Below are 12,014 nucleotides of genomic sequence, written 5' to 3' on the forward strand. Positions count from 1 at the left end.
GAATCTTCTCCATTTGCGCGGAGCTTGCACTGCACGCGCGCGGATGGCCAGCCCCTCCGCCCGCCCCTGCCCGCCCCTTCCCCGCCTGCCGCAACCGTGAACCTGCCGGAAAAACAGCGCCTTCCCTCCCCCTTTGTGCCACATTCTCACGCCATTTCTATTGGACGCCCGCCGCCGCGGGCCCACATATGGAATCAACCAGCCGCCGCCCATGAGACCGACATTGACCGCCAGCCTCGCCTCCGTCCAAGCCTTCCGCGCCGAACAGTTCTGCGTTGAATACGGCGCCAACATGGGCGACCCGATGGGGGTGCTCGAGGATCTGGTGCTGGATGACATCTACATGCTGGCCCTGGCCGAACCGCCCCGGCGCCTGGCGATCGCCGCCCATCACGACGGCAGCTTCAGCATCGCGGACAACACCGCACTCGGCACCCCCGGCGCCGCGCTGCATCTGGATTGCCTGCTCACCCTGATGCCCGACAGCGGCCCCAACACCGAAACCCTGGTGATGGTCGAGGTCGACGAGGACGGCATGATCGCCGGCGTCTTCCTGGTGCCGCTGGCCCCCTTGCGGCCGCAGATGCCCTACACCCTGGTCAAGGCGGAGCGCGAGCCCGCCCGGCGCAAACTGGCGCAATCCGCCTGCGTCTCCTTCACCCGCGGCACCCGCATCACGCTGGCCACCGGCGCGCAGCGCCCGATCGAGGAGATGCGCGCAGGCGACCGCGTCCTGACCCGCGACGACGGCATCCAGGAGGTGCGCTGGGTCGGCCAGTCCACCCTGCGCGCCGTCGGCGACCTCGCCCCGATCCTGATCCGCAAGGGCGCCCTGAACAACGCCAACGACCTGATCGTCAGCCCCGCCCACCGCCTCATGGTCTATCAGCGCTCGGATGAGATCGGCGCCGGCGCCCCCGAAATCCTGGTCCGCGCCCGCGACCTGGTGAACGGCCATTCGGTGGTGGTGCTGGACGGCGGCTTTGCCGATTACTTCCAGATCCTGTTCGACCGCCACCACATCATCTACGCCGAGGGCATCGCCGCCGAGAGCACCTTCCTCGACCCCGTCACACGGCCGGTTCTCCCCGAGGATTTCTGGACCGCCCGCGCAGGAACCGAGCCTGGCGCCCTGCCCCCCTCCCACAAGAGCGGCACCCACGGGCTGGACGTGAGCCGCTCGCTCTTGGACCGGCCTGACGCGGTGGGGCTCTTGAAGCGGGCGTCGCTGCGGTAGGTAAGCAGATTTAAATTCTGCCAACGAACCAGTCTTGTGACGACTGCCTGATATTGCGCAGCAATGGGTTCTTTTCGGCGTCAGTCATACGACTGTAATTCTTAACTGCAAAAGTTATTGCCCTTTGCAGCGGAGGAGAGACATTGCGAAAAACCTCAGTGGCCAATCGCCTAACCTTCTGTCGCTCCATCTGCTGAAAACCTAACAAAATTGCTTCTCTAAAGAACTGCGGGTTGTCAAGTTGCCTTTGCCTGTCGGCAATTGCATTTGCTAAAGTTCCATCGTTGTACCCTTGCGTAGCGCACAGCCGCAAAAGAGGAATCTGAAAAGGATAACTACATTGCTCCACCCCTAACCCCTCCAGAAGAGTGTCTCTAGCTCTCTCTTTTACATAAGGGCTTATCCTCTCTTCATCTTTTACAAGCGCATCTACGACGTAAAAAATTGAGGTTATCTTCTCCCTTATGAGGATCTCTAAGATTTCGACATCCTGCCTAACATAGATAAAATACTTAACTGCTGTCCGTATCGCATCTTCCTTCTCCGCACCTTGTGAGGAAGAAACTTGCGAAACGACATCTTCGTATCTAAGTGACTCTAACCGCCGCAATGCTTCGACTCCAGGGTGCCGATAGAACCGAGAAATAGAAGTTCTACCACTCACTTGGATACGGCGTTGAATTTCAACACGCTCATTTTCATCTATTCGCTCGTGAGATGCGTTGATACCCTGTTCAAGGCTCTCCCTTGCCTCGTGATAATCTTAAATCTGGAAGATACGTGTTTTCTTATTATTTAAAGTCAGCCCCTCTTCTGCGAGAAGCTCACTCAAAATTCTGACTGTATCGTACGCCTCCGCGCGACTTGAGGCGAAAAGCCGATAATCATCCACGTATCTGACATACTCAATTCCGTTTTGCTCCAGTTGGCGATCCACCGCAATCAATGCTGCCTCCGACAGTATTCTACTCGCATCCGATCCCACTGGAACTCCAAAACTTCTTCGATCTCCAGACCACTGAAAGAGAATCTCTCGTGCCAACACAGTCATTTCCGGATCACAGCCGCAATCACCCAAATGGTTTTCCAATGGATGATTACCAATTCTGTCAAAGAAATTTGAAATATCCGTTATGATCTTCCACTCGCCCATTCTCCGTCGCGAAATCTCACTCGATGCCCGCCTAAATGAATCGTACCCAAAGTCGACGTCGAAAACACAAGCACCGTTGGGCGACTTACGGTGCGAGTGAACAACATTTAGCTCTCTGGGCGGGCGTGATGCTTCAATTTGTGGAAACAGCAACAATGAGACCGAAAGATACTTCACCAAGTCAAAGGGATCGATCCAAGCAACTCGCCTTAACGTATGCTCATCCTTGGGGACCATATAGTATTGGGGATTGCCAATACCTACATTCCGAAGGTTTGCAGTCCTCAAAAAGCTAAGCGTCTGGCGAGTAGCTTCCCTGCGAAAATCTTCATTATGATCACTTATAGTTGCAAGCTCAACCGAACTTAGAAACGTTGGCGGTTTGGCAATGTCATCCAAACCTGTAGAAAGAACGTGCTCAATGGCCAAGTTAACAGCAGCTTGAATTTCAGTAGGATCCGGCAAGTGCTCTGCAGCCCTTAGTAGAGTTAAAAAAGGGCACGTGAGGAATACTCCGAATCACGCTCCCGACGACAAAACGACTAAACCACCACGTGCATATCATGTGAACACCTCACAACTTGCCCTCCAGCACTTCAGGCAAACTTCACGATCCCAGTGTTTCATCAACAACAGCTATCTGTAGTCATTATTGGAGTACTGCTCACCGCTCCCCCACCCCGCGCCGCTGCAGATCCTGCTGCAGCTCCCGCGCCCGGGCGGCAATACGCAAAATCGTATTGTCCTTGTCATGGGCCTGGATATGCCCCGCCAGCAGCGCCAGCCAGTAGATCCGCAGGATCGAGTTGAGGCGGCGGCCATAGTTCGGGCCCAGCTTGCGGAACCATTTCACCATATCCGTGTCCAGCCGGACCGTGACCCGGGTCTTGGGCTTGTCCAGACGCTCCCAGCTCAGGATACCGTCCCAGTCGTCCGGCAGGCTCTTGTCCAGCCAGTCGCGGCGCAGCTTCTCTTGCAGCTCGTCCAGCTCCAGCTGCATTTCATTGTGGTAATATTGCTTGCTGGGCATCGGCACATATCCCTTGGGCGGAGGTTACAGGTCCCTTGGCGGCGGTTGCATGGCGGGGCGGCACTCCCGCGCTGATCACCAGCCTGCCCTGCCCGGGTTAATTCCCAGCCAACGGGGCGTACGGTGAACACGCAACACCGTAGGGTGGGCGATTGCGCCCACCGGCCCCCCGGCCGCCCCGTCCGCCGCACCTGTCCCCGCGGGGACAGCCGGAAAATCCGCGGATTGGCACCCGCCCGGTGCACAAGGGGTGCACAGGCGGTGCACGCCCGGCACCCGCCGTTTTCCTTGCCTCCTGCGGCATTCCTGCTATACGCGCGCTCATGCTCGATACCGTCACCAACCGCCCCGAACTGCCGCCCGAAATTGCCCGCCGCCGGACCTTTGCGATCATCTCGCACCCGGACGCCGGCAAGACCACGCTGACTGAAAAGTTCCTGCTCTATGGCGGCGCGATTCAGATGGCCGGCCAGGTGCGCGCCAAGGGCGAGGCGCGGCGCACGCGCTCGGACTTCATGCAGATGGAAAAGGACCGCGGAATCTCTGTCTCGGCCTCGGCAATGTCGTTTGATTTCAGCGGCTTCCGCTTCAACCTGGTGGACACGCCGGGTCACAGCGATTTCTCCGAGGACACCTACCGCACCCTCACGGCGGTGGATGCGGCGGTGATGGTGATCGACGGCGCCAAGGGTGTCGAAAGCCAGACCCAGAAGCTGTTCGAGGTCTGCCGCCTGCGCGATCTGCCGATCCTGACCTTCTGTAACAAGATGGACCGCGAGAGCCGGGACACCTTTGAAATTATTGACGAAATCCAGGAGAACCTGGCGATCGACGTGACCCCGGCGGCCTGGCCCATCGGGGTGGGCCGCGATTTCATCGGCTGCTACGACATGCTGCGCGACCGGCTGGAGCTGATGGACCGCGCCGACCGCAACAAAGTGGCGGAAAGCATTGAAATCAACGGCTTGGACGACCCCAAGCTGGCCGAACACGTGCCGGAGCACCTGCTGGAGAAGCTGTTGGAAGAGGTCGAAATGGCCCGCGAACTGCTGCCGGCACTCGACCCGCAGGCGGTATTGGAGGGGCACATGACCCCGATCTGGTTCGGCTCCGCAATCAACTCCTTCGGCGTCAAGGAACTGATGGACGGCATCGGCGCCTACGGCCCCGAGCCGCAGCCGCAGTCCGCCTCCCCCCGTGCGGTGGCACCGGAGGAAAAGAAGGTCGCCGGATTTGTCTTTAAAGTTCAGGCAAATATGGACCCCAAGCACCGCGACCGGGTGGCCTTTGTGCGGATGGCGTCGGGCCATTTCAAACGCGGCATGAAGCTGACGCATGTGCGCACCAAGAAGCCGATGGCAGTGTCCAACCCGGTGCTGTTCCTGGCCTCCGACCGGGAGCTGGCGGAGGAGGCCTGGGCCGGCGACATCATCGGCATTCCGAACCACGGGCAATTGCGCATTGGTGATACGCTGACCGAGGGCGAGGCGCTGAAGGTGACCGGCATTCCGTCGTTCGCGCCGGAACTGCTGCAGGGCGTGCGGGCGGGCGATCCGATGAAGGCCAAGCACCTGGAGAAGGCGCTGATGCAGTTTGCCGAGGAAGGCGCGGCCAAGGTGTTCAAACCTTCGATCGGCTCGGGCTTTATTGTCGGCGTGGTCGGCGCGCTGCAGTTCGAAGTGCTCGCCAGCCGGATCGAGATGGAATACGGCCTGCCGGTGCGGTTCGAGGCCAGCCAGTTCACCTCGGCCCGCTGGGTCAGTGGCGGCAAGGCGGCGGTGGAGAAGTTCATCAACGCCAACAAGCAGCACATCGCCCATGACCACGACGGCGACATCGTCTTTCTGACCCGGCTGCAATGGGACATCGACCGGGTGGTGCGCGACTATCCGGACTTGAATCTGACCGCGACCAAGGAAATGATGGCGTAACAGCCTTTCCCTTGGACACTCCAGATTTTTGAAACCCGCCATGGATCTTGAACAAGAAAACGGCCCTGGCGGGTTTTTCGCTTTGATGCGGCGGCCGGCAAGGCGCGCGGCACCGCTTGGCGGTACACTGCCGGCTCCGCCGCTGGCTGGCCGCGGCCTGAAAACCCTGCGCAGCCGGGCGGCAGCGGGTGCACCGGACCTGGACATCTCTATGCCGCCCCGCGCCTGGAGCCATGCGGCGGTAAGCGAACCGGTCCGGCAGCCTTTGGGCCTGCGGATGCTGCACAAGGGGATGAGCGATCCGCGCAGCATCATTGGCCGCACCCAGAGCCATAAGGAAAGGCTTCAGCCAGATGCGCAATAGCCCGGTCAAATGGGGTCTCGTCAGCACAATCAAGGCTGAGGCCGGGGACATTCTGAGTTTTGCCGCTCATTATCTGGAGCTTGGGGCGCACCGGCTGTTCATCTATCTGGACGCGCCCTGCCCCGATGCCTACCCGCTGTTGAAGTCGCATCCGAAGATCCGGGTGCTCAACTGCGATGATGCTTATTGGCAAAAGCACGGGCGGCGTCCGGTCAAGCACCAGGTGCGCCAGACCGTCAACGCAACCCGCGCCTACCAGCGGCAGGCGCGGGACGTGGATTGGCTTTTGCATTGCGACGTGGATGAATTTCTGTGGTCCGCCGCCCTGCCTGCGGCAGAGCTCGCGGCATTGCCGCCGGATGCGGTGTGCGCCCGGGTGCGCCCGGCCGAAGCCCTGGCTGGGGGCGATGGCACCGCCTTCAAGGGGTATGTGCCGCCATCCGGCCGCGCCAGTGCTGAGCGGATCTACCCGCAATTCGGCGAGCATCTGAACGGCGGCTTCCTGAGCCATGTCCAGGGCAAGCTGTTCAGCCGCACCGGGATCGAAGGGCTGGAGCTGCGTATTCACCACGCCTATCTCGGCAAGGTTGCGAATCCGGGGAAAGCGGAACTTGCAGGTATGGATCTCTGCCACCTGCACGCCCGCGACTGGCACAGCTGGCTGGGCCATTACCGCTACCGGCTGCAAAAAGGCTCCTACCGCCCTGACCTCAAGCCCGTCCGGCCGCGCGCGGCAGGCGGGCTCACCGCCCATGAACTGCTCAGCGCCCTTGAGGCGGAACAGGGAGAGGCCGGCCTGCGCGGTTTTTTCGACGAGGTCTGCGCCGACAGCCCCGGCCTGCGGAGCCGGCTGCAGGCAGAGGGACTGCTGAAGATCCGGCAGCTGGACCTGGAAGCCAAGCGGCAGCAACACTTCCCGGATTTCCGCTGAATTGTTTCCATTTTGCACGCACTGGAGCTCAAAATACTGGAAAACCGGGCATTAATTGACGATCGCTCGGGATTTTGCTATGCCGCTCCACGAGCCGGAAGCTGCCAAGCCGCATGACCATTTGCGGAACCGGCTGCAACACACACGCGCGGGCCAGGTCAGTGTCCGCAATGACGGATACAGATGACAAAATTCACCGATCTGAACCTTAATCCCAAGGTCCTCAAAGCCATTGAGGAAGCGGGATATGAAAACCCCACCCCAATCCAGGCCGGAGCAATTCCGCCTGCGCTTGAGGGGCGCGATGTTCTGGGAATCGCCCAGACCGGCACCGGCAAGACCGCGTCCTTCACGCTGCCGATGATCACCATGCTGGCCCGCGGCCGCGCCCGGGCCCGGATGCCGCGCAGCCTCGTGCTGTGCCCGACCCGTGAGCTGGCGGCGCAGGTGGCCGAGAACTTCGACACCTATGCCAAGCATGTAAAGCTCACCAAGGCGCTGCTGATCGGCGGGGTCTCCTTCAAGGAGCAGGACGCGCTGATCGACAAGGGCGTCGACGTGCTGATCGCCACTCCTGGCCGCCTGCTGGACCATTTCGAGCGCGGCAAACTGCTGCTGACTGGCGTGCAAATCATGGTGGTGGACGAGGCCGACCGAATGCTCGATATGGGCTTCATCCCGGACATCGAGCGCATCTTCTCGCTGACGCCCTTCACCCGCCAGACGCTGTTCTTCTCCGCCACCATGGCGCCGGAGATCGAGCGGATCACCAACACCTTCCTGTCGGCCCCGGCCCGCATCGAAGTGGCCCGCCAGGCCACCGCGTCGGAGACCATCGAACAGGCGGTTGTGCAGTTCAAACCCTCGCGCCGCGACCGCGAAGGCAGCGAGAAACGCAAAGTGCTGCGGGCGCTGATTGATGCCGAGGGCGACAAGCTCACCAATGGCATCATCTTCTGCAACCGCAAAACGGACGTGGATATCTGCGCGAAATCGCTGAAGAAATACGGCTATGACGCCGCCGCGATCCATGGCGACCTGGACCAGAGCCAGCGGACCAAAACGCTTGACGGTTTCCGTGAGGGATCCCTGCGCATCCTGGTGGCCTCGGATGTGGCCGCGCGCGGTCTGGACGTGCCCAGCGTCAGCCATGTGATCAATTTCGACGTGCCCGGCCATGCCGAGGACTATGTTCACCGGATCGGCCGCACCGGCCGGGCCGGCCGCGAGGGCAAGGCGATCACCATCTGCTCGGTGCGCGATGAAAAGGCGATGGATGCGGTGGAGAAGCTGATCCAGAAGGACATTCCGCGCCTGGACAACCCGGTCAAGCCGGAACCGAAGAAGGAACGCGCCCCGCGCGCTGCCAAGCCCGAGGCAGAGAGCCGCAAGGACGACAAGCCCGCGCAGAAGCCTGCCCAAAAGCCTGAGCGCGAGCGCTCCTCCGGCGGCCGCGGCAAGTACAACAAACGCGACGACAAGGTTGTGGTCGGCATGGGCGACCATCTGCCCAGCTTCATCGCGCTCAGCTTTGCCGAACGCCGCGCCAGCTGACCGGCGCAGCAGCAGCATTTGCGCAGGCCGCCCCCCTTGGGGGCGGCCTGTTTCGTTCAGGTTCAGGGCCAGTGCACTCGCAGCATGGCGACCTTTGCACTTGCAGCATAACGGGTCTTCGATCTTGGCGGGCGTAAATCCGCGCAGAACGGCGTATTGCAAGGGCAACACTGAAACGCGCCATTCAAGATGGGCCACGCCATGACCAACGACACCAACACCCTGACCATTGCCCAGTTCCAGGCCATCGAAGCCCGCGCCCATGAGCTGCGCGCCGAGGCCTTTGCCAGCTTTACCCGCCGCCTGTTCCGCGCGGTCTTCCTGGCGCCTTTCAAACTGCTTTCGCGCCCGGCCTGCGCCCGCCCGCTGCACGGCTGAGGCCGCAGCCGCGTTCTTGCGGTACCGTGACAGAAAAGAAAACGCCGCGAGCCTCAAAGGCCGCGGCGTTTTTCGTTCTGGCTGAGGAGGTTCGCAGCCGCGCCGCGGGCCCGCAGGGCGCGCGGCGCCGGGCCCAACGGGCCTGCTGCATCTGTTGATGCAGCTTGGGCCGGGCGGGAGTGCCGCCCTGCCCGGCCGGCGTCAGCGCATGCGGCTGACGATTACCGTGACCTCGGGCTTCTTGCCAATTTCGGCTTGTGCCGTCTGACGGGTGATGCGGCGCAGCTCCTGCTCCAGCTTGTCGTCATCACGCAGGGTCTTGGCACCTGCCCGCATCAGGAACTGGTTCAGGTCCTCTTCCAGAACCTCGACCAGCGCCGCGTTGGAGGTGCCGGTCTCGGCCAGGCCTTTGAGGTCGCACCAGGGCTCGCCCAGCGGCTCGTCATCCTCGTCCAGGATCACCGTCACCACCACATGGCCATTCAGCGCCATGCGGATGCGGTCGCGCACGATGCCGTCCATCGCGCCGTATTTGACCGAACCGTCCAGATAGGTGCGCCCGGTCTCGATCCATTCGGTCACCTTCGGGGCATCGCCGGACAGATCCATCATCATACCGTTCACAACAACCGCACTGGGGATGCCCTTGGCCTCGCCCAGGCGGGCGTGCTGGCGCAAGTGGCGGTGCTCGCCGTGCATCGGGATCAGCATCTTCGGCTTCAGCAGGTTGTGAACCACCTCCAGGTCCGGACCATTGGCGTGGCCCGAGACGTGATACAGGCCAGAGCTGTCATCGACCACATCCACGCCCTTCTCGGAGAATTGGTTGATGATGCGAATGACGCCCTTCTCGTTGCCCGGAATGGTCTTGGAGGAGAACAGGAAAGTGTCCCCCTCTTTCAGCTCAAGCCCGCGGTACTTGCCGCGCGCCAGCTGGGCGGTGGCGGCGCGGCGCTCGCCCTGGCTGCCGGTGGTGATCAGCATCAGGTTGTCGCGCGGGATGTCGCCCGCATCCTCAGGGCTCACCACCTTGGGGAAGTCCAGCAGCACGCCGGTCTCGGTCGCCGCCTCGATCATCCGGCGCATGGCCCGGCCCAGCAGGACCACCGAGCGCCCGGCGCGCGCACCGGCCTCGGCCAGGGTTTTCACCCGCGCCACGTTGGAGGCAAAGGTGGTGGCCGCCACCATGCCCTTGGCCTCGGCAATCAGTTTGGTGATCTCCTCCGGCAGCTCGGATTCCGAGCGGCCCGGATGCTGCGAGAACACATTGGTGGAATCGCAGACCAGCGCCTGGATGCCACCCTTGGCAATCTCCGCCCACATCTCCGGGTCAAAGGGTTCGCCCACCAGCGGAGCCGGGTCCAGCTTGAAGTCGCCGGTATGCACCACCCGGCCTGCCGGGCTGTCGATCACCAGAGCGCCGCTTTCGGGGATCGAATGGCTCATCGGGGCCACGCCGACGGTGAAGGGGCCAAGCTTGGTGACTTCCGGCCAAGCCTCGACCGTATGGACGTTGGCCGGATCGTGGCCCGCCTCCTCCATCTTGCGGCGCGCCAGGTTGGCGGTGAAGGCGCGCGCATAGATGGGCACGTTCAGGCTGGAATACATGTGCGCGATGGCGCCGATGTGGTCCTCGTGGCCGTGGGTGATGAAGATCCCCTCCAGCCGGTCCGCGCGCTCTTTCAGCCAGGTGATGTCAGGCATGATCAGGTCGACGCCGGGGGTGGTGTCCATATCGGGGAAGGTCACGCCCAGGTCGACAAGGACCAGGCGTTCCTTGTCCTGGGCCCCATAGCCGTAAACATAGGCATTCATGCCTATTTCACCCGCCCCGCCGAGGGGCAGGTAGATCAATCTTTCACTGCTCATACGTCAGTTCCGTTTTCCTTATTGTATTTATGGATGATCTGCAGGCCATGCATGGTGAGGTCGTCCTCAAAGGCATCAAACAGATCGGCAGATTGCTGGAATAATGGCGCCAGCCCGCCTGTCGAGATCACTTTCATCGGCACGCCGCGCTCTGCCTTGATCTGGGTGCAGATCTCGCGGACGAGGCCGACATAGCCCCAGAACACGCCGGCCTGCATGCAGGCAACGGTGTTGGTGCCGATGACATTGCCGGGTTTGGAAATATCCACATGCGGCAGCGCGGCGGCTGCCTGATGCAGGGCTTCGAGGCTGAGGTTCACCCCCGGGGCAATGACGCCGCCGATATAGGCGCCATCCTCGGCCACCACGTCGAAGGTGGTGGCGGTGCCGAAATCCACCACGATCAGGTTGCCGCCGTGCTGGTCAAAACCCGAGACGGTGTTGACCAGCCGGTCGGGACCAACAGCCGTGCCCTCGTCCACGCGCACGGCAACCGGCAGCAGACAGCCAGGTTTGCCCACCACCAGGGGCCGGGTGTTAAAGTAGCGGTCGGCCAGCACACGCAGGTTGAACACCACCCGCGGCACAGTCGAGGAGATGATCATATCGGTGATGTTGGCCTCAATCCCCTGCAGTTTCATCAGGGTGCTGAGCCAGACGTAATACTGATCCGCCGTGCGCTGCCATTCGGTCGCGGTGCGCCACAGGCCGATGAACTTCTCACCGTCATAGATCGAGAAGACCGTATTTGTATTGCCGCAGTCAACTGCCAGAAGCATCGCTGCCCCTTCCTAGAAATAGATGTCCGCGGCAGGAATACTGACGCGGCCCTTGGCGGTGTTTAGGACAAGGTTGCCGCTGGCGTCCACCGTTTCAAAGGTGCCTTCGGTCTCTGACGCAGCGGTGCGGGCGGTGATCACCTCGCCCAGCTTGGCGGCGCGGTCCAGCCAGGCGGTGCGGATCGGCTCGAACCCGTAGGTCGCGAACTGCTGCTCGTAGCGGGCAAAGGCCTTGGCCACGGCTTCCAGGAAGGTTTCCGGATCGACCTGCACGCCGGTTTCCGCCATCAGCGACACCGGGTAGACGGCGCCGGGTTCCAGCCACTCCTGCATTGGGGTTTCCACCAGGTTGACGCCGATGCCGACAAACAGGTGATTGACCCCCTGCCCGCGGCCGGCGCTCTCCAGCAGGATGCCGGCCAGCTTGCCGCCCTTCATCAGCACGTCATTGGGCCATTTGAGCGACAGACCCTCGCTTCGGCCTGTGACCGCGACGCAGGCATCATAAACCGCCAGGGCCGCCACAAAGCTGCGCAGGGCTGCCTGATCCGGGGCACCTTCGGGGCGCATCACCAGGGTGGCGGCAAAGTTGCCTTTGGGGTCTTTCCAGTCGCGGCCGCGGCGGCCGCGCCCCTGGGTCTGGCGCAGCGCCAGAATCCATTCCGGGCCTGCCAGATCATCGGCGATGCGGGCGGCCTCGTTGAGGGTGCTGTCGACCTCGGCAAGCACCCGTTTTCCGTATCCTGCTGGCCAGCTCATGCGCGCTCCTTAAGTGCGAAAAGGCCCGG

General features: G+C 62.0%; 12 protein-coding genes. 6 read left to right on the forward strand and 6 right to left on the reverse strand.

All coding sequences use genetic code 11. The features are described 5' to 3' along the window. Positions 1 to 211 precede the first annotated feature (211 nt). Positions 212 to 1,237 carry a Hint domain-containing protein gene (locus ACXAEH_RS07895; RefSeq protein WP_475031914.1) on the forward strand — a complete coding sequence of 342 codons (1,026 nt, stop codon included), beginning with the start codon at positions 212 to 214 and terminating at the stop codon, positions 1,235 to 1,237. A gap of 10 nt (positions 1,238 to 1,247) precedes the next feature. Here ACXAEH_RS07895 and ACXAEH_RS07900 read toward each other — a convergent pair whose 3' ends face one another. The 3 genes from ACXAEH_RS07900 to ACXAEH_RS07910 all read right to left on the reverse strand — a co-directional run bounded on the left by ACXAEH_RS07900 (position 1,248) and on the right by ACXAEH_RS07910 (position 3,420). Beyond that, positions 1,248 to 1,901, reverse strand: a complete 654-nt coding sequence (locus ACXAEH_RS07900; protein WP_475031915.1) for a hypothetical protein — start codon at positions 1,899 to 1,901, stop codon at positions 1,248 to 1,250. Between the two features lie 99 nt (positions 1,902 to 2,000). Then, on the reverse strand, positions 2,001 to 2,855 hold the full coding sequence (locus ACXAEH_RS07905) for an RNA-directed DNA polymerase (RefSeq protein WP_475031916.1): 855 nt from the start codon (positions 2,853 to 2,855) through the stop codon (positions 2,001 to 2,003). Between the two features lie 199 nt (positions 2,856 to 3,054). Continuing rightward, positions 3,055 to 3,420 (reverse strand): BrnA antitoxin family protein, encoded by a 366-nt coding sequence (locus ACXAEH_RS07910; RefSeq protein ID WP_475031917.1) that lies wholly within the window; start codon positions 3,418 to 3,420, stop codon positions 3,055 to 3,057. 323 nt (positions 3,421 to 3,743) lie between these two features. On the opposite strand from ACXAEH_RS07910, the gene ACXAEH_RS07915 reads away from it, so the two are divergent. The 5 genes from ACXAEH_RS07915 (at position 3,744) to ACXAEH_RS07935 (ending at position 8,578) form a co-directional block, all read left to right on the forward strand. Beyond that, a complete protein-coding gene (locus ACXAEH_RS07915; RefSeq protein ID WP_475031918.1) occupies positions 3,744 to 5,351 on the forward strand; it encodes a peptide chain release factor 3 in 1,608 nt (535 codons plus the stop codon). A gap of 40 nt (positions 5,352 to 5,391) precedes the next feature. After that, complete coding sequence (locus tag ACXAEH_RS07920; protein ID WP_475031919.1) at positions 5,392 to 5,715, forward strand: hypothetical protein; 324 nt, start codon at positions 5,392 to 5,394, stop codon at positions 5,713 to 5,715. Next, positions 5,705 to 6,646, forward strand: coding sequence for a glycosyltransferase family 2 protein (locus tag ACXAEH_RS07925; RefSeq protein WP_475031920.1), 942 nt, complete (start codon positions 5,705 to 5,707; stop codon positions 6,644 to 6,646). Before ACXAEH_RS07920 ends, ACXAEH_RS07925 begins: the two co-directional genes overlap by 11 nt. A gap of 183 nt (positions 6,647 to 6,829) precedes the next feature. Beyond that, positions 6,830 to 8,200 carry a DEAD/DEAH box helicase gene (locus ACXAEH_RS07930; protein WP_475031921.1) on the forward strand — a complete coding sequence of 457 codons (1,371 nt, stop codon included), beginning with the start codon at positions 6,830 to 6,832 and terminating at the stop codon, positions 8,198 to 8,200. Positions 8,201 to 8,401: 201 nt separating this feature from the next. After that, positions 8,402 to 8,578, forward strand: coding sequence for an RSP_7527 family protein (locus tag ACXAEH_RS07935; RefSeq protein WP_475031922.1), 177 nt, complete (start codon positions 8,402 to 8,404; stop codon positions 8,576 to 8,578). A gap of 201 nt (positions 8,579 to 8,779) precedes the next feature. Here ACXAEH_RS07935 and ACXAEH_RS07940 read toward each other — a convergent pair whose 3' ends face one another. The 3 genes from ACXAEH_RS07940 to ACXAEH_RS07950 are packed head-to-tail and all read right to left on the reverse strand — an operon-like array spanning position 8,780 to position 11,985. Next, the gene (locus ACXAEH_RS07940; protein ID WP_475031923.1) at positions 8,780 to 10,447 is read right to left on the reverse strand and encodes a ribonuclease J; all 1,668 of its coding nucleotides are present in this window, start codon (positions 10,445 to 10,447) and stop codon (positions 8,780 to 8,782) included. Continuing rightward, positions 10,444 to 11,226: a type III pantothenate kinase gene (locus tag ACXAEH_RS07945; RefSeq protein ID WP_475031924.1), complete on the reverse strand. Its 783-nt coding sequence runs from the start codon at positions 11,224 to 11,226 to the stop codon at positions 10,444 to 10,446. Before ACXAEH_RS07945 ends, ACXAEH_RS07940 begins: the two co-directional genes overlap by 4 nt. A 12-nt stretch (positions 11,227 to 11,238) precedes the next feature. Further along, on the reverse strand, positions 11,239 to 11,985 hold the full coding sequence (locus tag ACXAEH_RS07950) for a biotin--[acetyl-CoA-carboxylase] ligase (protein ID WP_475031925.1): 747 nt from the start codon (positions 11,983 to 11,985) through the stop codon (positions 11,239 to 11,241). Between the last annotated feature and the right edge of the window lie 29 nt (positions 11,986 to 12,014).

This window comes from Leisingera sp. ABM4_060 (assembly GCF_056158765.1).

Excerpts from the sequence above, each read along its gene's own strand:
- ACXAEH_RS07945 (WP_475031924.1), bottom strand. The coding sequence starts at position 11,226 with ATGCTTCTGGCAGTTGACTGCGGCAATACAAATACGGTCTTCTCGATC.
- ACXAEH_RS07910 (WP_475031917.1), bottom strand. The coding sequence starts at position 3,420 with ATGCCCAGCAAGCAATATTACCACAATGAAATGCAGCTGGAGCTGGAC.
- ACXAEH_RS07915 (WP_475031918.1), top strand. The coding sequence starts at position 3,744 with ATGCTCGATACCGTCACCAACCGCCCCGAACTGCCGCCCGAAATTGCC.
- ACXAEH_RS07920 (WP_475031919.1), top strand. The coding sequence starts at position 5,392 with ATGGATCTTGAACAAGAAAACGGCCCTGGCGGGTTTTTCGCTTTGATG.
- ACXAEH_RS07895 (WP_475031914.1), top strand. The coding sequence starts at position 212 with ATGAGACCGACATTGACCGCCAGCCTCGCCTCCGTCCAAGCCTTCCGC.
- ACXAEH_RS07950 (WP_475031925.1), bottom strand. The coding sequence starts at position 11,985 with ATGAGCTGGCCAGCAGGATACGGAAAACGGGTGCTTGCCGAGGTCGAC.
- ACXAEH_RS07930 (WP_475031921.1), top strand. The coding sequence starts at position 6,830 with ATGACAAAATTCACCGATCTGAACCTTAATCCCAAGGTCCTCAAAGCC.
- ACXAEH_RS07935 (WP_475031922.1), top strand. The coding sequence starts at position 8,402 with ATGACCAACGACACCAACACCCTGACCATTGCCCAGTTCCAGGCCATC.
- ACXAEH_RS07940 (WP_475031923.1), bottom strand. The coding sequence starts at position 10,447 with ATGAGCAGTGAAAGATTGATCTACCTGCCCCTCGGCGGGGCGGGTGAA.
- ACXAEH_RS07925 (WP_475031920.1), top strand. The coding sequence starts at position 5,705 with ATGCGCAATAGCCCGGTCAAATGGGGTCTCGTCAGCACAATCAAGGCT.